Origin of the sequence: Bradyrhizobium sp. Leaf396 (genome assembly GCF_001424605.1) — a bacterium.
Classification (GTDB): Bacteria; Pseudomonadota; Alphaproteobacteria; order Rhizobiales; family Xanthobacteraceae; genus Bradyrhizobium; species Bradyrhizobium japonicum_C.
Genome location: NZ_LMQJ01000021.1, coordinates 28,418 through 47,295, shown reverse-complemented (window position 1 = coordinate 47,295; position 18,878 = coordinate 28,418). Strand labels below are relative to the sequence as shown.

17 protein-coding genes and 1 tRNA gene are annotated in these 18,878 nt (G+C 64.1%); 9 read left to right on the top strand and 9 right to left on the bottom strand.

Going from position 1 to position 18,878, the window contains the following annotated elements; translation table 11 throughout:
* Positions 1 to 11 precede the first annotated feature (11 nt).
* A complete protein-coding gene (locus ASG57_RS19650; protein ID WP_024342857.1) occupies positions 12 to 1,211 on the bottom strand; it encodes a mandelate racemase/muconate lactonizing enzyme family protein in 1,200 nt (399 codons plus the stop codon).
* A 181-nt stretch (positions 1,212 to 1,392) separates the two neighbouring features.
* Here ASG57_RS19650 and ASG57_RS19645 point away from each other — a divergent pair, with 181 nt between their 5' ends.
* Entirely contained in the window at positions 1,393 to 2,160 is a 768-nt protein-coding gene (locus ASG57_RS19645; RefSeq protein ID WP_057197079.1) for a GntR family transcriptional regulator, read from the top strand.
* Positions 2,161 to 2,185: 25 nt separating this feature from the next.
* Positions 2,186 to 3,550: an MFS transporter gene (locus ASG57_RS19640; RefSeq protein ID WP_024342859.1), complete on the top strand. Its 1,365-nt coding sequence runs from the start codon at positions 2,186 to 2,188 to the stop codon at positions 3,548 to 3,550.
* A 66-nt stretch (positions 3,551 to 3,616) separates the two neighbouring features.
* On the opposite strand, the gene ASG57_RS19635 is transcribed toward ASG57_RS19640, so the two are convergent.
* The 3 genes from ASG57_RS19635 to ASG57_RS19625 form a co-directional block, all read right to left on the bottom strand.
* A complete protein-coding gene (locus ASG57_RS19635; RefSeq protein WP_024342860.1) occupies positions 3,617 to 3,853 on the bottom strand; it encodes a hypothetical protein in 237 nt (78 codons plus the stop codon).
* Positions 3,854 to 3,993: 140 nt separating this feature from the next.
* Positions 3,994 to 5,244 carry an arsenic transporter gene (locus ASG57_RS19630; RefSeq protein ID WP_024342861.1) on the bottom strand — a complete coding sequence of 417 codons (1,251 nt, stop codon included), beginning with the start codon at positions 5,242 to 5,244 and terminating at the stop codon, positions 3,994 to 3,996.
* 172 nt (positions 5,245 to 5,416) lie between these two features.
* Complete coding sequence (locus tag ASG57_RS19625) at positions 5,417 to 7,894, bottom strand: hybrid sensor histidine kinase/response regulator (RefSeq protein WP_057197078.1); 2,478 nt, start codon at positions 7,892 to 7,894, stop codon at positions 5,417 to 5,419.
* Positions 7,895 to 8,112: 218 nt separating this feature from the next.
* On the opposite strand from ASG57_RS19625, the gene ASG57_RS19620 reads away from it, so the two are divergent.
* The 4 genes from ASG57_RS19620 to ASG57_RS19605 all read left to right on the top strand — a co-directional run bounded on the left by ASG57_RS19620 (position 8,113) and on the right by ASG57_RS19605 (position 12,702).
* Positions 8,113 to 9,195 carry a zinc-binding metallopeptidase family protein gene (locus ASG57_RS19620; RefSeq protein WP_024342863.1) on the top strand — a complete coding sequence of 361 codons (1,083 nt, stop codon included), beginning with the start codon at positions 8,113 to 8,115 and terminating at the stop codon, positions 9,193 to 9,195.
* A gap of 181 nt (positions 9,196 to 9,376) precedes the next feature.
* Entirely contained in the window at positions 9,377 to 11,392 is a 2,016-nt protein-coding gene (locus ASG57_RS19615) for an acetyl-CoA carboxylase biotin carboxylase subunit (protein WP_024342864.1), read from the top strand.
* A 147-nt stretch (positions 11,393 to 11,539) separates the two neighbouring features.
* A complete protein-coding gene (locus ASG57_RS19610) occupies positions 11,540 to 12,406 on the top strand; it encodes an isocitrate lyase/PEP mutase family protein (RefSeq protein WP_057197077.1) in 867 nt (288 codons plus the stop codon).
* On the top strand, positions 12,403 to 12,702 hold the full coding sequence (locus ASG57_RS19605) for an acylphosphatase (RefSeq protein WP_024342866.1): 300 nt from the start codon (positions 12,403 to 12,405) through the stop codon (positions 12,700 to 12,702). The genes ASG57_RS19610 and ASG57_RS19605 overlap by 4 nt, the downstream gene beginning before the upstream one ends.
* Before the next feature lie 22 nt (positions 12,703 to 12,724).
* On the opposite strand, the gene ASG57_RS19600 is transcribed toward ASG57_RS19605, so the two are convergent.
* Together ASG57_RS19600 and ASG57_RS19595 are read right to left on the bottom strand one after the other, a co-directional pair.
* Positions 12,725 to 14,245, bottom strand: coding sequence for a PAS domain-containing hybrid sensor histidine kinase/response regulator family protein (locus ASG57_RS19600; protein WP_024342867.1), 1,521 nt, complete (start codon positions 14,243 to 14,245; stop codon positions 12,725 to 12,727).
* 113 nt (positions 14,246 to 14,358) lie between these two features.
* On the bottom strand, positions 14,359 to 15,222 hold the full coding sequence (locus ASG57_RS19595; protein WP_024342868.1) for a LysR family transcriptional regulator: 864 nt from the start codon (positions 15,220 to 15,222) through the stop codon (positions 14,359 to 14,361).
* A gap of 109 nt (positions 15,223 to 15,331) precedes the next feature.
* On the opposite strand from ASG57_RS19595, the gene ASG57_RS19590 reads away from it, so the two are divergent.
* Complete coding sequence (locus ASG57_RS19590) at positions 15,332 to 15,754, top strand: tautomerase family protein (protein WP_024342869.1); 423 nt, start codon at positions 15,332 to 15,334, stop codon at positions 15,752 to 15,754.
* Between the two features lie 72 nt (positions 15,755 to 15,826).
* Here the strand turns inward: ASG57_RS19590 and lipB are convergent, their stop codons facing one another.
* Positions 15,827 to 16,576 carry a lipoyl(octanoyl) transferase LipB gene (lipB, locus tag ASG57_RS19585; RefSeq protein ID WP_024342870.1) on the bottom strand — a complete coding sequence of 250 codons (750 nt, stop codon included), beginning with the start codon at positions 16,574 to 16,576 and terminating at the stop codon, positions 15,827 to 15,829.
* Positions 16,577 to 16,643: 67 nt separating this feature from the next.
* Between lipB and ASG57_RS19580 the strand changes: the two genes are divergently transcribed.
* Together ASG57_RS19580 and ASG57_RS19575 are read left to right on the top strand one after the other, a co-directional pair.
* Positions 16,644 to 16,886, top strand: coding sequence for a FliM/FliN family flagellar motor switch protein (locus ASG57_RS19580; RefSeq protein ID WP_018647371.1), 243 nt, complete (start codon positions 16,644 to 16,646; stop codon positions 16,884 to 16,886).
* 201 nt (positions 16,887 to 17,087) lie between these two features.
* A tRNA-Leu gene (locus ASG57_RS19575) sits at positions 17,088 to 17,172 on the top strand.
* Positions 17,173 to 17,346: 174 nt separating this feature from the next.
* Here the strand turns inward: ASG57_RS19575 and ASG57_RS37935 are convergent.
* Positions 17,347 to 17,523 carry a hypothetical protein gene (locus ASG57_RS37935; RefSeq protein ID WP_155248760.1) on the bottom strand — a complete coding sequence of 59 codons (177 nt, stop codon included), beginning with the start codon at positions 17,521 to 17,523 and terminating at the stop codon, positions 17,347 to 17,349.
* 10 nt (positions 17,524 to 17,533) lie between these two features.
* Positions 17,534 to 18,736, bottom strand: a complete 1,203-nt coding sequence (gene zigA / locus ASG57_RS19570) for a zinc metallochaperone GTPase ZigA (RefSeq protein WP_024342871.1) — start codon at positions 18,734 to 18,736, stop codon at positions 17,534 to 17,536.
* Positions 18,737 to 18,878: the final 142 nt, after the last annotated feature.

Here is an 18,878-nt window from a genome sequence, read left to right as displayed (position 1 = left end):
TGGCGAAATCCTCAGACGTTGGAGCGGCGCACGGTGAGATCGCTGCGCTCGAAGACAGCAGGCAGGAGGTCGACGCCCAGGCCGGGTCCTTCCATCGGATAGACGTAGCCATCCTTGATGGCAGGCATCGTGGTGACGAGCTCATTGTACCAGCCCTTGTAGAAGGCGCGCACCGATTCCTGGATCAAGGTGTTGGGCTGGCTGAACGACATGTGGATGGCGGCGATGAAGCCGATCGGGCCGATGCAATCGTGCGGTGCGAAGGGTCGGTGATAGGTCTCGGCCATGGCCGCGATCTTGCGGCCCTCGGTGAGGCCGCCGGTCCAGCAAAGATCCGCCATCACCACGTGCATGGCGTCGCGGTCGAGCATGTCCTTGTAGGGGAAGCGCGAGCCCAGCGTCTCGCTGGCACAAACCCAGACGTCGGTCGAGCGCGCATACTCGGCGAGCGCCTGGGGCGAGTTCATGCGGATCGGGTCTTCGTACCAGGTCGGCTTGTAGGGTTCGAGAGCGCGCGCGATCTGCTTGGCAGTCGGCAGATTCCATAGCGAGTGAAGCTCGACCATGATCTCCATCTTGTCGCCGACGGCCTTGCGGATCTTCTCGAACGGCTCGATCGCCTGCTTCATCTGCGCTGCGCTGATGTAGAGCCCCTTGTTCTCCTGTGCGGCCGGATCGAACGGCCAGATCTTCATTGCGGAGATGCCACTCTCCAGCAAGCTCTCGGCCAGCGCATCGGCGCGCGTCATGAATGCATCGAGATCCTCGTAAGGACCCTTGGAGGCGCCGAGATTCCAGTTGGCAACCGGGCTGATATTGGTCGAGCGGACATATTGCGTGCCGGCGCAGGTGTTGTAGATGCGCTGCTTGTCCCGGCAGAGGCCGCCGAGCATCTGGTGCACCGGCTGGCCGCAGACCTTCCCGAACAGATCCCACAGCGCGATATCGATGGCGGAGGCGGCACGGTACTCGACGCCGGTCGACGACTGCGCCATCGGCAGGTTCAGCATGTCGCGATGAATCGCCTCGATGTGCAGGGGATTGCGGCCGAGCAGCCGGCCTGCAAAGGTGTCGTGGATCTGCGCCTCGACTGCGCCTGCGCCGTAAAAGGTCTCGCCGAGTCCGATCATGCCGGTATCGGTGTGGATGCGGACCCAGATGACGTTGGAGAACTCTTGCGTGCGCAGTGTCTCGATCGACGTGATCTTCACGGCAACAACCCTCCCGTCGGGGCGCATAAGCGGCCCTTGTCGTCATTTCCGCGCCATCAGTTGCGGCTGATCGCGGAGTCTTACGCCCGCTTGTAATATATCACAACATGTTTTAAGGGGCGCCAACAGCGCACTGTCCACGGTGCGTCGCAACGAAAACGCGGGCTGACGGGAGGATGAGATGGCACGGCGCAAGCGCGCACTCCAGGTGGTGAGGAACGAGGGTGACACCGGAGGCCGGCCGTCCCGTAGCAACCGTCTCAACTTCTTCGAGTTGGCCTATCAGAGGATCGAAGAGCTCCTGGTTCATTGCGAGCTCAAGCCCGGCCAGTTCATGACCATGCTGGAACTGCAGCAAATCACCGGTTTCGGCCGCACGCCGGTGCACCACGCCGTCAATCGTCTCTCGGCCGACACGCTCATCATCATCCGGCCCCGTCATGGCCTGCACATCGCCCCGATCGATCTGGCGCGCGAGCGCATGCTGCTCGGCCTGCGCCGCGACATGGAGCGCTTCGTGGTCCGCCTTGCGGCCGATCGTGCGAACCTGTCGCATCGCAATCAGGCGCTGCACATCGAACGTCTGCTGCGCGAGCGTCGCGCCAGCCTGACCCTCGATGAATTCAACAGCCTCGACCGCCGCATCGACGCGCTGGTGCTGGAGGCTGCCGGCGAGCCCTTCTTGGTGCATACGATGCGGCCACTGCACACGCTGTATCGCCGCATCGGCTACATCCATCACCGCTTCATGCCGGGGCAGGCGGATCTGTCGGGCACGATCGATCATCATCTCGCCATTCTCGCAGCTGTCGCCAGTCGCCGCGTCGAGGAAGCGGTCAAGGCGAGCGATGCCCTGATCGACTACATGGGCGAAATGTTCACGGGCATGGAGGCGGGCATCGATCCGCGCTTGCTCGATTGCAGCATCGAGCCGCTGCTCGGCGCGTAGTGAGTTTTGCAGAGAGGACAAAAAAATGTCAACGATGGCGGTGCCACAACCGACCCCGAGCGAAGCCGCGGTCCGCTACCTCATCACGAACTACAGCCCCAAGGGCAACAAGGTCGGCTGGCTGATGATGGCCTCGATCCTGGTCGAGGCCTGGGATCTCTACTCGATCGCTTTCGTGCTGATCTTCATCAAGGAACAGTACAATCCCGATCCGCTGATGCTCGGCCTTGCCGCAGCGGGCACGCAAGGCGGGGCACTCATCGGCGCGCTGCTCGGCGGCTGGTTGTCCGACAAGATCGGCCGCCGCGTCATGTTCCTGGTCACGATGGTGATGTTCATCGTGCTCGCTCTGGCACAGGCCTTCGTGCCTGATGTCGCCTGGCTGGTCGTGATCCGCTTCCTGCTCGGAATTCCGCTCGGTTCGGACATCTCGACCGGCTACACCTACATCATGGAATCCATGGCCAAGGGCGAGCGCGAGGTCATGGGCAATCGCTGGCAGTTCATGTTCGCGGTTGGCGAGGTTCTGACAATCGGCGTCATCGTGATCTTCCTCCTGGTCGACATGAACCACGAGATGCTGTGGCGCGTGACGCTGGGTCTCGGCGCGGTGCCGGCACTGATCATTCTGATCATGCGCCATGACGTGCCGGAGACGGCGGTGTGGCTGGTGCAGAAGGGACGCTACCGCGAGGCCAAGCAGGTCGCGCGCGAGATGTTCAACGACAATCTGGATATGCTCCCGGATCGGGATGTCGTGGTTCCGAAGACCAGCACCCGTGCGTTCCTGGCCGATCTCAAGAAGGATCCGATCCGCTGGCGTGCCACGCTGTACGGCTGGATCGCCTGCTTCGCGCAGGCGAGCGAGTTCTCGACGTTCGCGTTCTACCTGCCGGTGCTGTTCGCCATGGTGGGCGTCTCGACGATCCTCGGCAACAATCTGGTCACGATGGCACTGTTCTCTTTTGCTGCGTTGTCGGGATGGGTCGGGCCGCTGCTGACGCCGAAGATCGGCCATCGCGGCATTGCCATTGCGGGCTTCTCGATCGTGCTGGTCTCGCTGCTGGTCGCCGCTTTTGCGCTTTACACCGGCAACACGATGTTGCTGCCGTTTGCAGCCGCCGGCATGCTCTGGGGGCACTATTGGGATGCATCGAACTGCATGACGATTCCGACCATGGTCGCCCGGCCACAATATCGCGGCACCGCCAGCGGCTTCGCCTACATGTTCGTGAAGCTGCCGTCGTTCCTGGCGATCTTCCTGTTCCCGACGCTGTTCGCGGCGATCGGACAGGCCAACGCCACCCTGTTCGTTGCAATCTTCCCGGTGATCGGATTGCTCGCCGCGATCTTCATCCTGCCGGAAGTCTACGGCTACGAGAACGACTGACGAGGCAGGGAGTGGTCGCGGCGTCATCGCCGCGACCGGGGGGTATCCAAGATTTCGCGCCGGCGATTACGGGCTCAGGAAGATCGGGTCTATACCGGTCCCATGGCCGAGCAGTCCGATCGCCTGCAGCTGAGCGCTGTGGAGATCGATCTCCACGATCGCGAGCAGGGTGAGCAAGACCATTGCGGACACGACCAGCAGAGGATGGGCCGTCTGGATGTGGATCTCGGGCGGTCCGGTGAGGTTCCGAAGCGCGCGGCGCAAGAGGGAGCTCCGCGCCAATGCCTTCGATTGAATCTGCATGACGAACCTTCCTTGCCGCGCCGTATCCACCCGATTGGTGACCTTCGCGATAACTGCAGATCCTAGCCGCAGCCTCGCCGGAAGCATTGACCCACCGCAAACGGCTTTACTTGGCTCCGAAAGCTGCGCTTCGGCCGCCACTACCTGATGGCCGCTGCCAACGCCGCGATCAGGGCAGGCGGCGTCACCAGCAGGCCGAGCTTGAGGAACGGCCAGGCGCCGACCTCGATCTTCTCCCGCCGGAGCGCGACCAGCCAGAGGATGGTGGCAAGCGATCCGGTCACCGACAGGTTGGGGCCGAGATCGACACCAATCAGGATGGCGCTGACGACCGATGCAGGCAGATGATCGCTGGCGGCGACCGAACCGGCGACGAGGCCGACGGGAAGGTTGTTGGCGATGTTGTCGGCGAGCGCCGTGGCGATGCCGACGCTCCAGGCGGCCTGGGGCACCGATTGCGCGACGGCCTGGTGCAGCAGGGCGCTGAGCTGTGCGATCACGCCCGTCTTCACCAGCGCTTCCACCATGACAAAGAGCCCACCGACCAACGGCAGCACGCTCCAGGACACGCCGCGCAGTACGGGCAAAGGCGATTGCCGACTGATCAGCAGCACGATGGCCGCCGTGACCACGCCGCAGATGAAGGTCGGCAGGCCCAGCTGCTTGTCCCGCGCAGACGCAGTGACAAGCACGACGCCGATCGCAACGATGCCGATCGCCGTCAGCTTGCCGCCGCGCCCGAGTTCCGGGTGCGGCACGCTGCGCGCGATCGTCTCTTCCTTGAGGGCGCGGTGCTGGGTCAGGCGCAGCACGACATAGGTCAGCAGGATCGACGCCGCCGAGGGAAGGGCGAACAGGCGCAGCCATTCCGTAAGCTGCGGCATGCGCGCGCCGAATACGACGAGATTGGCCGGATTGGAGATCGGCAGCACGAAGCTCGCGGCATTGGCAATGAACGCGCAGACAAAGAGATAGGGTAGGGGTTTTGCGCCGGCCGCGCGCGTCGCGGCATAGACGGCCGGTGTCAGCACGATCGCCGTGGCATCGTTCGAGAGCAACACGGTCACGACCGTGCCGACGAGATAGATCAGCAGGAACAGCCGCTGCGGCGAGCCACGCGCATATTCCACCGCAATCGCGGCTAGGTAATCGAACAGGCCTTCGAGCCGCGCCAGCTCGGCGATCAGCATCATGCCGATCAGGAAGAGATAAACGTCAACGCCTTTCTCGATGCCTGTCAGCGCGTCCAGCCAGGGCAGCAAACCAAACAGCAGTAGCGAGCCGGCGCCGATCACGGCCCAGAGCGCCTCGGGCAGGCGAAATGGCCGGACGATGACGCCTGCGGTCGCGATGGCGATGATGCTCCAGGTCCAGATGGCATCAGAGGGCACGGTCGGCAAGTCGATCTCCAGAATCCGGCCCTGACTAACGCGTCCCGGGGTGAACCGCCAGCATCAAGACGGCGACGTCCATGCTGTGGTCACGACCTGCCAAACACTCGGCTGTCGTGCCGGACAAGCGCAAGCACAGATTCGGGACGACGGCATTTTGCCTTGTTCACATTCACCGCGCCACTGACAGCTTCTCCGTGATCGCCTTGCGCAATATGCGCGAGAGCGACTCCACGGAATAGGGCTTCTGGATCAGCTCGAAGCCGCGATGGGCGCTTTCGGCGAGCACGTTGCTGTAGCCGCTGGTGAGCACCACCGGCAGCCCCGGATAGCGCTCGCGGATAACGCCGGCAAGCTCGACGCCGTTCATGCCGGGCATGATGACGTCGGAGAACACGAGGTCGACGGCGAATTCGTTCTCGCCGAGGATCGCCAGCGCCGCATTGGCATTGGCGACCCGGCGGACGACATAGCCGAGATCCTCCAGGAGTTCGGTGGAGAAGCGGCCGACCTCATCGTTGTCCTCGACAACAAGCACGCGATAGCCGCGCCCGGTGGTCGCCGCCTCGTGGGTCAGCGATGCGACCTCCTTGTCCGTCGCGGGGCTTTGTGCTTGCGGCAGATAGATGGTGAAGGTGGCGCCTTCGCCTGGCACGCTCATCACAGCGATGTCGCCTTCGGACTGTTTTGCGAAGCCGAAGGCCTGGCTGAGACCGAGCCCAGTACCTTTGCCGACCTCCTTCGTCGTGAAGAAAGGCTCGAAGATCGATTCGAGATGTTCCGGCGCGATGCCGCTGCCGGTATCGGTGATCGAGATCGCGACATAATCGCCGCCGCGCGCCGGTTGCGCGCGCAGGCTCGGGATTCCAGAGACCTTGCGCACGGCGATGGTGAGGTGCCCTTCGCCATCCATGGCGTCGCGGGCGTTGATTGCAAGGTTGATCAGCGCTGTCTCGAACTGGGCGATGTCGGCCATGGTGAAGCAGTCGGCGTCCTGGACCTCCACCGCGATCTCGATGCGGCCGCCGACCAGCGGCCGAACCAGCTGCGCCACGCCTTCAACCTGGCTCCCGACGTTGAATATCTGCGGCTTCAGCGGCTGCCGGCGCGCGAACGCGAGAAGCTGTGCGGTCAGCTTTGAGGCGCGCTCGACCGTCTCGGAGATGGCGTCGACATAGCGGCGGCGGCGCTCCTCGGCCAGCTCGCGACGGCGCAGGAAGTCGGTCGCCGACCGGATGATGGTGAGAAGATTATTGAAGTCGTGCGCGACGCCGCCAGTGAGCTGGCCGATCGCCTCCATCTTCTGCGACTGCCGCAGCGCTTCCTCGCCGCGACGCCGCTCGGTGATGTCGACCGCCTCGGGCACCGCGCCGGTGATGTTGCCGTGGCGGTCGAGCACCGGGCGCATGCCGAACTCGAAATCGCGCTCGCCGACGGGAAGGCGCAGGCGCATCTCCAGCCGGACCGCTTCGCCTCTCAGCACGGTGTGGAAGGCCTCGCGCACCAGTGCGCTCATGCCTTCTGTCGCGCTGAACCAGGGCGTCTCCCACAATGGCTTTCCGATCACATCCGAAGAGCTTGCCTTGATGCCATCCAGCGCGGTCTTGTTGGCGTAGAGCAGTTCACCCTTGAGGTTGACGAGGCCCTGGTACTGATTGCTGGTCTCCAGGATCGCGCGCAGCCGCGCCTCGTTCGATTCGAGCTCGGCGGTGCGTTCGGCGATGCGCTGTTCCAGCGTTTCGTTGAGCTGCCGCAGCTCGATCTCGGCCTGCTTGGCCACGGTGATGTCGTGGGCGACGCCGATGAAGCCGATATGCTTGCCGGTCGGGTCCCAGCGGGGCTGCGATTCCGATCGCAGCCACCGCCACTCGCCGCTTGCATTCCTGTAGCGCGCTTCCAGCACGAAAGGCTTGAGGGATGCTTCGCCTTCGACGGATTGCTGGAGAACGCGCGGCAGGTCGTCGGGATGCAGCACCTTGCGCCAGTCGAAATCGATGGCCTGTTCGTAGGGCAGGCCGACGAAATCGACATAGGCCCGGTTGGCGAAGGACCGCTTGCGGTCGAGCTTGGTGACCCAGATCGGCACCGGCGCGCTGTCGGCGATCAGCCGAAAACGCTCCTCGCTCTCGCGCAGCGTCTCGCGCGCCAGCGCCTGGTCGGTGATGTCGATATGGGCGCCAACGAGGCGGATGGCTCGGTCGTCCTTGTCGCGCTCGATCTTGGCGACCACCCGGATCCAGCGGGTCTCGCCGTCGCTGGGGCGGACGATCCGGTATTCGGCGCTGTAGTCTTCGCTCGCCCCAGCGAGAGCATCGAAGAAATGCTTGACGGTGGCGTCGCGGTCGTCGGGATGGATACGGTTGACCCAGTCTTCGTGCGACTCGTCGGCGGCTTCGGGCGGCAGGCCGTGGATGATCAAATACTCGGGCGAGCGACGGTTCTTGAAGCCTTCGCGGAAATCGACCTCGACGCCGCCGACCTTGCCAATGCGCTGGATGCGCGCCAACTCGGCTTCGCGCTCCTGAAGTGCGCGATAGGCATTATCGCGCTCGCGCGCGACGTCTTCGAGGTGTTGGCGCAGCCTTTCGGCGGCGACGGTCTCGGGCAAGGAGTCTTTCAAGGCATCGGCCGTTGTGATGCGGAAGCGCACGTGCCAGACCGATATTCACACAGACGGAGCGTGATAGCCATTGCCGAGAGGACGTGTGTGGCGGGAAAATGCGGATTTGCAGGATCGGCTAAAGTACGGCTTACCAACGCCGGTCCGTCAATTTTGTTCCAGGAACTGGAACGAACAGCCGGCGGATGCGTCTTCGCGAGGCGCAATACCAGCTTCCATGAAGCTCCCCTTTCCGAAGAGGCTAAATCTTGAAGCTCTTTGTCTGCCAGGCCTGCGGCAACGTCCTCTATTTCGAGAACTATGCCTGCGAACGCTGTGGCCATCGGGTCGCCTTCCTGCCGGAGAAGGAGACGATGTCGGCGATCGAGCCTGACGGAGAGGCCTGGAGGATATTGGCCAGCAACGGCGAAAGCCGGATGCTGTGCCGGAATGCCGAGTACGATGCCTGCAATTGGTTGATCGACGCGGCCGATACCACCGGCTATTGCCGCGCCTGCCGCCACAATGGGATGGTGCCGAACCTCTCCGATCCGGCGCAACTCGCCGGCTGGCGCGAGTTGGAGGTGGCGAAACACCGCCTGTTCTATTCCCTGATCCGCTGGCGGCTGCCGCTACGGACCCGGCAAGACGACCCCGAGCATGGTCTGACCTTCAATTTCCTCGCCGACGATCCGCACAGCGGCGAGAAGGTCATGACGGGCCACGACAACGGCCTGATCACGATCGCGCTGACCGAGACCAACGATATCGAGCGCGAGCGGCGGCGGCTGGAGATGGGCGAGCCCTACCGCACGCTGCTCGGTCACTTGCGTCACGAGGTCGGACATTATTTCTGGGACGTGCTGGTGCGCGACGGCGGCAAGCTTGCCGAATGCCGCGCGGTATTCGGTGATGATTCCACCGACTACGGTCAGGCCTTGCAGCGTCACTATGCCGAAGGCGCGCCGGCGGACTGGCAGCAAAACTACGTCTCGGCCTACGCCACCATGCACCCCTGGGAAGACTTCGCCGAGACCTGGGCGCACTACCTCCACATCGTCGACACCCTGGAGATGGCTGGCGAGTTTGGCATGGAGGTGCGGCCCAAGGTGGACCGCGACGGGGAGTTGACGGCCCGGATCCGGTTCAATCCTTACGAGGCCAGAGACGTCCAGGCGCTCATCGACGCATGGCTGCCCTTCACCTTTGCCATGAACAGTGTCAACCGCGCCATGGGCCTGCGCGACCTCTATCCTTTCATCCTGTCGCCAGCCGTGGTCGCAAAGCTGGGCTTCATTCACACGTTGGTTCGGGACGTGGCTAAGTCCAAGTCCAACGCCGGGATGGCGTAGGCTTCCGGGGTCGCCGCCCGGTCCCAAGCCCGTCTCGGTCTTGCGCTGGCACGCTGGATGCGGGCCGGATTTAGACCGTTGCCTCTGGCCCATTTTGATGTACCACGGGAGCTACACGGCCATCCCATGGGCCCAACGGCCAGGGGAATGGTCCCGCCCAAGGTCGAGACTCAAGAAAAGCATGTTCAAACGCATTCTGATCGCCAATCGCGGCGAAATCGCCTGCCGGGTCATGAAGACCGCGCGCCGCATGGGAATTCAGACGGTTGCGGTCTATTCCGAGGCCGATCGCGACGCCCTCCATGTCGAAATGGCCGACGAGGCCGTGCTGATCGGCCCGCCGGCCGCCGCCGAGAGCTATCTGGTGATCGAGAAGATCGTCGAGGCCTGCCGCAAGACAGGCGCCGAGGCGGTGCACCCGGGCTACGGCTTCCTGTCCGAGCGCGAGGCGTTTCCGCGCGCGCTGGAAGCCGCCGGCATCGTCTTCATCGGCCCGAACCCCGGCGCCATCGCCGCCATGGGCGACAAGATCGAGTCGAAGAAGGCGGCTGCCAAGGCGAAGGTCTCGACTGTCCCCGGCTATCTCGGCGTCATCGAAGACGACAAGCACGCGGTGCGGATCGCCGATGAGATCGGTTATCCCGTGATGATCAAGGCCTCCGCCGGCGGCGGCGGCAAGGGCATGCGCATCGCGCATTCGAAGGCCGAAGTCGCCGAAGGGTTCAACCTCGCCAAGGCCGAGGCCAAGGCCTCGTTCGGCGACGACCGCGTCTTCGTCGAGAAGTTCATCGTCGATCCCCGCCACATCGAGATCCAGGTGCTGGGCGACAAGCATGGCAACGTGATCTATCTCGGTGAGCGCGAATGCTCGATCCAGCGCCGCAACCAGAAGGTCATCGAGGAGGCGCCGTCGCCGCTGCTTGATGAGGCCACCCGACGCAAGATGGGTGAGCAGGCGGTCGCACTGGCCAAGGCCGTGAACTACGACTCCGCCGGCACCGTCGAGTTCGTCGCGGGGCAGGACAAGAGCTTCTACTTCCTGGAGATGAACACGCGTCTCCAGGTCGAGCATCCCGTCACCGAGCTCGTCACCGGAATCGATCTCGTCGAGCAGATGATCCGCGTTGCCGCCGGCGAGAAGCTCGCCATCGCACAGAAGGACGTCACGCTGACGGGCTGGGCGGTGGAATCGCGCCTTTACGCCGAAGATCCGTTCCGCAACTTCCTGCCCTCGATCGGACGCCTGGTGAAATATCGCCCGCCGGCCGAAGTCAGCAAGGACGGCATCACCATCCGCAACGATACCGGCGTGCAGGAAGGCGGCGAGATCTCGATCCACTACGATCCGATGATCGCCAAGCTCGTCACGCATGCGCCGTCGCGCGCGGCCGCGATCGAGGCGCAGGCGACCGCGCTTGATTCGTTCTACGTCGACGGCATCAGGCACAATATCCCGTTCCTGTCGGCGCTGATGCATCATCCGCGCTGGCGCGAGGGACGACTTTCGACCGGATTCATCGCCGAGGAATTCCCCAAGGGCTTTGCAGTGCGCGTGCCCGAAGGCGAGGTCGCACGGCGGATCGCCGCGGTCGGCGCCGCCATCGATCACGTGCTTGGCGAGCGCAAGCGGCAGATCTCCGGACAGATGGGTGGGCGCGTCGTGCAGCGAGAGCGGCGCCGCGCGGTCTGGCTGGATCGCCAGGAGATTCTGCTCGAGGTGGCGCGCGAGGGCGATGCTATCGCGATCCGCTTCATCGATTCCGACGGCAAGGCTGGCAATGCGCATCTGTTGCAGTCACCGTGGAAGCCGGGCGATCCGGTCTGGCAGGGCACCATCGACGGCCACCTCGTCGCGGTGCAGGCGCGCCCGATTGCGAACGGCGTTCGCCTCGCCCATCAAGGCGTCGAGGTGCCGGTCTATGTCTGGACCGAAGCCGAGGCGACGTCGGCACGGCTGATGCCGGTGACGACGGCGTCCGACACCGGCAAGAAGCTGCTCTGCCCGATGCCCGGCCTCGTGGTCTCGATCGCGGTGAGCGAAGGCCAGGAGGTCAAGGCGGGCGAGACGCTGGCGGTGGTCGAAGCCATGAAGATGCAGAACGTGCTGCGCGCCGAGCAGGACGGCACGGTGAAGAAGATCCACGCGAGCGCCGGCGCGACGCTCGCGGTGGACGCGCTGATCTTGGAGTTTGCGTAGGCTCCAGACTGCAATAGTCGACCCTCACCCTGAGGAGCCGCCCCTGCGCGGCGTCTCGAAAGGGCGAGGCCACCAGCCGGGCCTTCATCCTTCGAGATGCGCGCAACACCGCGCTCGTCAGGATGAGGAATTGAAAGTGAGGCAAGTATGGCCTTTCGTTCCCGCCGCGAGAAACTTCGCTCAGTCCTGTCGGACTCAAACTGCGTCCACCCCGGCTCGGTGTATGATGCGATCTCGATCCGCATTGCCGAGGACCTCGGCTTTCCCCTCGGCATGTTCGGGGGATCGGTCGCTTCGCTCGCGGTGCTGGGCGACCCCGACGTCACGCTGATCACCCTCACCGAGCTTGCCGAGCAGATGCGGCGGATGTCGCGTGCCGCAACGCTCCCCGTGTTGGTGGATGCCGATCATGGCTACGGCAATGCGCTGAACGTGCGCCGCACGGTGCAGGAACTCGAGATGGCCGGCGCGGCCGGCCTCACCATCGAGGACACGCTGTTGCCGGCTGCTTTTGGCGAGACGAAGACCCAGCTGATCTCTCTAGAGGAGGGGGTCGGCAAGATGAAGGCGGCGCTGGGCGGCCGCAGCGATCCCTCTCTGGTGATCATGGGCCGCACCGGTGCGGCCGCGATCACGTCGATCGACGATGCGATCCGACGCGCCAAGGCTTATGAAGCGGCCGGCGTCGATGCGCTGTTCTTCACCGGCATCAAGGCGCGCACTGAGCTCGAGGCGATCGCATCCGCCACGAGCCTGCCGATCGTGCTCGGCGGCGTGCCGGAGGAGTTGAGCGCGCTCGATTACCTTGCGAGCCAGCGCGTTCGCATCGCTCTGCAGGGCCATGCGCCGATTGTAGCTGCGACGCAGGCTGTCTACGACACGCAGAAGGCCTTGCGAGAGGGCGCGGCGCCGAAAAGCCTCAAGGGCTTGGCATCATCGGAGCTGATAGCCCGTATCATGCGGGAGAGCGAGCTCAGGGCGCTCAGCGCCGATGTCCTTGGATCGAAGAAGTGAACCGGGCGATTCTCCAGGTGGTGATCTGCGGGCGCGTGCAGGGCGTCGGCTATCGGGCTTGGGTCGAGCAGCAGGCGAGGACGAGCGGCCTCGAAGGCTGGGTCCGCAACCGCCGCGACGGCAGTGTGGAAGCGCTGTTCGCTGGTGCGCCGAGACACGTCGCCGACATGGTCGCGCTGTGCCGCCACGGCCCGCCGTCGTCACGCGTCGACAGTGTCACCAGCGAGACCGCCAGCGCGGATGACCTGAATCTGCGCCGGGCCGGAGAGATGTTTTCGGTGCTGCCGACGGTGTGACGCTCGCAAGAGGATTGAATCCTCACCGTGGCAGCTTGGCGATTGCTTCGCTCAGCTCGTGGATCTCATAGGGCTTGCGCAGGATCGGGAAATCGCCGCGCACGCCGGCGGCGACATCGCTGTAACCGGTGGCAAGCAGGATCGGCAGACCGGGACGGATCTGCCGGAGGTGATGGGCCAAGCTGAGTCCATCCATCTTGCCGGGCATGACGATGTCCGAGAACACGAAGTCCACGGCGTCGTTCTCGATCTCGCGCAATGCCGCCTCGGCATCGGCGACCCGGCGCACTTCGTAGCCGAGTTGCTCCAGAAGACCGGTGCTGACGAGCGCGACGTCGGGATTGTCCTCGACCAGCAGCACCGTGCCGCTGCCGCGAAAGGACATCGCTTCCGCGGCGTCCCGTACCGGCGCATCCATGCCGCGCGGAAGCAGTATGGTGAAAGTCGTACCCTTGCCGAGTTCGCTTGCAACCTTCACCGTGCCGCCGGCCTGATGCGCAAAGCCATGCACCTGGGAGAGGCCGAGACCCGTGCCCTTGCCGATCGGTTTTGTGGTGAAGAACGGCTCGAAGATCTTGTCGAGAACGTCGGAGGGAATTCCGAGGCCGGTATCGGTGACATCGATTGCGACGAAGTCGCCGGCGAGGGGCGGCTCGTTCAGCACGACATTACGCGCCTGGATCGTCACCGCGCCACCGTCCGGCATCGCATCCCGGGCATTGATGACGAGGTTGAGCAGGGCAGTCTCGAGTTCGGAAACGTCGGCCTTGATCGGCCACGTGTCGGAATGAATGTCGAAGGCGAGACGCACGGAACTGCCGACCCCTGCGTCGAGCACCTCGCGGATGGCGCCGACGCGTTCGGCGAAATCGATCGCCTGCGGATTCACGCTCTGCCGCCGCGCGAAGGTGAGGAGCTGGTTCGTCAGCGCGGCGCCGCGCTTGGTCGCGGTCTCGATCGCGGACATGGCGCGCTCGAGCTTGGGGTCGCTAGTGGCGCTCTTCTTCAGGATGTGAAGGCTGCCACTGATGATCATCAGGAGATTGTTGAAGTCGTGCGCAACCCCGCCGGTGAGCTGTCCGAGTGCATCGAATTTCTGCGACTCGGCGAGCTGCTTCTGCATCGCCTCGAGCTTGAGTTGGGCATTGCGACGTTCGGTGATGTCGCGCGTGATCTTGGCGAAGCCGATCAGCTCACCGTCCTCGTAGATCGGGTCGATCACGACGCTGGCCCAGAAGAACGTGCCGTCCTTGCGGACGCGCCAGCCTTCCTCCTCGTATCGGCCCTTTTCCCGCGCAATACCGAGCGCTCGCGCCGGCTTGCCGTTGGCGCGGTCGGTTTCGGTGTAAAACCGGGAAAAATGCTGGCCGAGGATCTCCCCGGGCGAATAGCCCTTGATGCGCTCGCCGCCAATGTTCCAGCTGGTGATGGTGCCCTTGGGATCGAGCATGTAGAGAGCGTAGTCGGCGACCCCCTCAACCAACAGCCGGAAACTGCGCTCGCTTTCGAACAAGTCTCTCTGTTGGTTGAGTTTTTTCACTATTCCAGACCCCGCCTCGACCGGAAGAAACGCTCTGGTTGGCGAAATGTTCCCGCGCTCTGGGTCATTTTTGGGCAACAATCGCGAGCCTGTACACTGGCCGCCGGGGACCAGGCTCAGCGGACTGCTAGCGCCGCTGCGCTCCGGAACGTCGCGACGATCGCCCGCAGCGCCGCGAGCTTGGCGGGATCGCTGACCTTCGAATGCAGCATCACCTTCGAGCTGCCGAGTTTCGGCAGCCTGTGCGCCGGTCCGATGTCGACCAGCCCGGGCAGTGCGATCCGCCGCGCCAGCGGCGCGATTGCGAGGCCGGCGAGCGCGGCGGCAACCACCGCCGTGACACCGCCGCCCACGAAACGCTCGCGCCAGCCGATAGCGGCCTTGTCGAGCGCGCGCACGGCCACGGCGCGGACGCCGCAGGGTGGGGCGAGTGTCGCAAGCGGCAGCGGCGCTCCCTTTGCCAGCGTGAAGCGCCGGGACGCGAACCAACCGAACTCGTCTTCAACCAGCTTCTCGCCGCCCCGGCGGCTGCCTTCCTGGCGAACGATCACCGCGTCCAGTTCGCCCGCGTCATAGGCATCCTGCATCTCGCGCGAGAAGCCGATGGTGACAGCGAGAGTGAGGTTCGGCGACATCGCGTGCAGCCGCTCGAGAAGCGGCACCAGTTCGGGACCCGCCGCGTGATCGGAGATGCCGATCGTGAGCGAGGGCGCGACTGAAGCTTCGCCCGACAGCGCGCGATCATGCGCCTCCAACAGCGCGCGGGCGCGATCGAGGAAGGCAGCGCCGTCGGCGGTGAGCCGGACTGCGCGCGGCGAGCGCTCGACAAGGCGTCTGCCCAGCAACGCTTCCAGCCGCTGCAGCTTCAGGCTGACGGCCGCCTGCGTCGTGCCGAGCGCTTCGGCGGCTCGCGTAAAGCTCTGGAGGTCGGCGACCAGCAGGAATGCCTGGACCGTAGCGATGTCGAGGGTCATGGTCATTATGATCGATTATCACTGATATCGTCATCGATAAGGTACCAGGATGAATCCGGCAGGTCTAGCTTCTCGCCAACGCCGCAAGTCGCGCGACATCTCGAGGAGAACCGCCATGCCCCTGATCACCGTGTCCTACACCACGTCCCGCCAGTCGCCATCGCTCAAGGCCGACATCGCGAACGCCGTGTCCGAGCTGACCGCTGAGATCCTGCACAAGGATCCCAGGGTCACCGCCATCGTCGTGAAGTCGGTGAATGCCAGCGATTGGTTCGCCGGCGGCAGGTCGCTCGCGGAGCAGAAGCTCGCAAGCTACTGGATCGACATCCACGTCACCGAGGGCACCAACACCAAGGACGAGAAGGCGGCCTATCTCGCTGCCATGTTCAAGCGTATGGCCGAGATCCTCGGCCCGCTGCATCCCGAGACGTACCTGCATGTCGACGACGTCAAGGGCGACGCCTACGGCTTCGGCGGCCAGACCCAGGAGCGGCGCTATATCGCCGGCAAGCTTGGCATGTCCTTCGAGGCGGCGTGATGGCTGTCGTCGCGGGTGAGGAATCTCACCCGGTACCTGAACCGTGTGGAGCGCTTCCAAGAGCGCGGAAGCTCAGACCACAGCTTCAGGCGCCGGAGCTGTGGTCGGTCCGAACAGCTGCTCGAATGCCTGCCGGAGTGCGATGTCAACATCGGCCATGGTCGCGAGCTGGCCGAGGTCGACCAGCGAGGTGACGCCGTAGCGGGCGTCAGTGACGCCGCAAGGCACGATGCCGGCGAAATGCGACAGCTCCGGCTCGACATTGATGGCGATGCCGTGGAAGGAGACCCAGCGCTTCAGTCGGACGCCGATCGCGGCGATCTTGTCCTCGTGCCCAGGTCCCTTGTCGGGCCGCTTCACCCAAACTCCGACGCGGTCCTCGCGCCGCTCGCCGCGGACGTTGAAGGCGGCCAACGTGCGCAGAATCAGCTCTTCGAGGCTCGCGACATAGGCGCGAACGTCCGGCCGGCGACGTTTGAGGTCCAGCATGACATAGGCCACCCGCTGGCCGGGCCCGTGATAAGTGAGCTGCCCGCCGCGTCCCGTCGCGAACGTCGGGAATCGGGCCTCGAGCAGGTCGGATTCCTTGCCTGAGGTGCCCGAGGTGTAGAGCGGCGGGTGCTCGAGCAGCCAGACCTGCTCCGGGGCCTCGCCCGCCGCAATCGCGGCGACGCGGGCCTCCATGGCCGCGACCGCCTCCGGGTAGGGGACGGGCGCATCCGAGATCCGCCACTCGACTGGCTCGCCGCCCGAGGCGGAAAACGAGGTCAGGTCCAGCGCTTCACGCCGATCCTGGCTGGGGTTCTTGGGGGAATTAACCATTGGCTAACCATAACGTGGTGATGATCGCAGGCGCAAATGCCAGTCTTATGTTGCGACGGTCCTGACAGTGCCCACTCTCGATAAAGTCACCGTGGATCTCATGGTCGTCCTGGGGACGACCACCATGCCGATCCATCAGGTATTGCGTCTTTCCCGCGGCGCCATCATCGAACTGGACGCAACTGAGGCGGACGAGGTCAAGGTGTTGGCGAACAATCTGCCGGTGGCCTCCGGGGTCGTCCTGGTCGACCGCAACCGGATCGCCGTCGAGGTCAAGCAGATGCTGCCGCGCTCGCCGGGGACCCGGTAAAAGCCCAGGGCACGCGGTGGCAGCCTTTGCACGGGACACCGGCTTGGTCACGAGCAAATGGCCAATTGAGGCAGGGGCTGGAACTTTCCTGCAAAGCTTGTGGAATTCAGGGCCTCTGCAGGCTTGTACCCCTCTGATGGATTTGTTAGATCGGCGCCGTTGATCCGGCCGGCCTTCAAGCCTCAAGCCGGCATCCCCAAAGCGCTCGTGGCGGAACTGGTAGACGCGCTGCCTTGAGGTGGCAGTGAGTAAAATCGTGGGGGTTCGAGTCCCTCCGAGCGCACCACCGGCCTGTATTTCGGTTGAAATCGTCGCGATGCCCGGTCGGCGTGCGGAACGCAGGCCTGCGTTCAGTGCGAATTCCTCGGTCTCAAACGCTCGCCTTGGGCGCGCGCTCAGCCGCCCTCTGCGAGCTAGTTGTGATCGTTTCGTGCGACCTTCGAACGCCACCTGCATTCCGTCACGGCTCCCTGTCAGCCAGAGGGTGGATCGACGTCCTCGGCTCGGTCTGATCATCGTCTTGCACGCCGGCGCTGGTGACCGGTGGGAATATGCTGTCGTAGATGGCGCGAGCTTCGCGGATCAGGCGCTCGCGTTCGAGCTCGGATTTCGATACGAATCGAACGACGTTTTCCATGGGGGTCTCGCTAGGCAGCGTCCGCACGGCGCCAAATCGGGAATGGGTCCGGGAGCTTTGCCCAATCCGCGATGTTCATGGCAGGTCTTCCAGGCACGAGGCATGCGTCCAGGCGGGAGCGGATCGAGTCCTCGTCCATGTTGGTGCCGATGAACACGATCTCCTGACGACGATCGCCATAGATCTCGCTCCAGTTGGCGCGCAGCCGCGTCCGCCAGGCTGGATCGTCCGGCCATCGTTCCGTTGGCACGCTCGCCCACCAGAAACCGAGCGCCTCAGTGCGGATGATCGAGCCTGCCTGGCTGATTTCGCCGAGCCATTGCGGTCGGGTTGCCAGCCAGAAATGTCCCTTGGCGCGGATCACCCCCGGCCCGGGCTGTTTGATGAATTGGTCGAATCTGGCGGGATCGAAGGGGCGGCGGGCACGATAGACGAAATGCTTCACGCCGTATTCCTCGCTCTCCGGCATATGATCGGCGAAGCCATACAGCTCTTTGAACCAGAGCGGATGCTGCTGCGCCTTTTCGAAGTCGAACCGGCCGGTGTCGAGGATGCGGTCGAAAGGGACGCGGCCGTAATTGGCTTCGATGAGATCGGCCTCCGGATTGAGCGCGCGAATGATCTTGCGCGCCGCCTCGCGCTGCGCCGGGGTGGAATCATCGACTTTGTTGAGCACGATGACGTCGGCAAACTCGATCTGCTCGACCAGCAGATCGACCAGCGTGCGCTTGTCGTTCTCGAGCGCCTGCCCGCGTTGTTCGAGAAAGTCGCTCGACGAATAGTCCTTGAGCAGGTTCACCGCGTCGACCACCGTGACCATGGCGTCGAGCCGTGCCACGTCGGAGAGGCTGTCGCCGTCTTCGTTGCGGAAATCGAAGGTTGCCGCGACCGGTAACGGCTCGGAGATACCGGTCGACTCGATCAGCAGATAATCGAAGCGCCCGTTTGCCGCGAGGGTGCGTACCTCCTTCAGGAGATCGTCGCGCAGTGTGCAGCAGATGCAGCCGTTAGTCATCTCGACGAGCTTTTCGTCGGTCCGGGACAGCTTGGCACCGCCATCGCGAACCAGGTCCGCATCGATGTTCACCTCGCTCATGTCGTTCACGATCACCGCCACCTTCAGGCCGTGCCGGTTGTTCAGGACGTGGTTCAGCAAAGTGGTCTTTCCAGCCCCGAGGAAGCCGGACAAAACGGTGACGGGGAGTTTTTGCATGGAGATCAAAGAGCCTTTTCAAGGGGATACGGCGTCGGCGCTGGGACTGAGGCATCGGGACCGAAGTTGTTATGTTATAACATAACATTTGCTGGCTGCCAGTCTGTCAAGTCGCATTCGAGGAACCATCCCAGCATGGTGA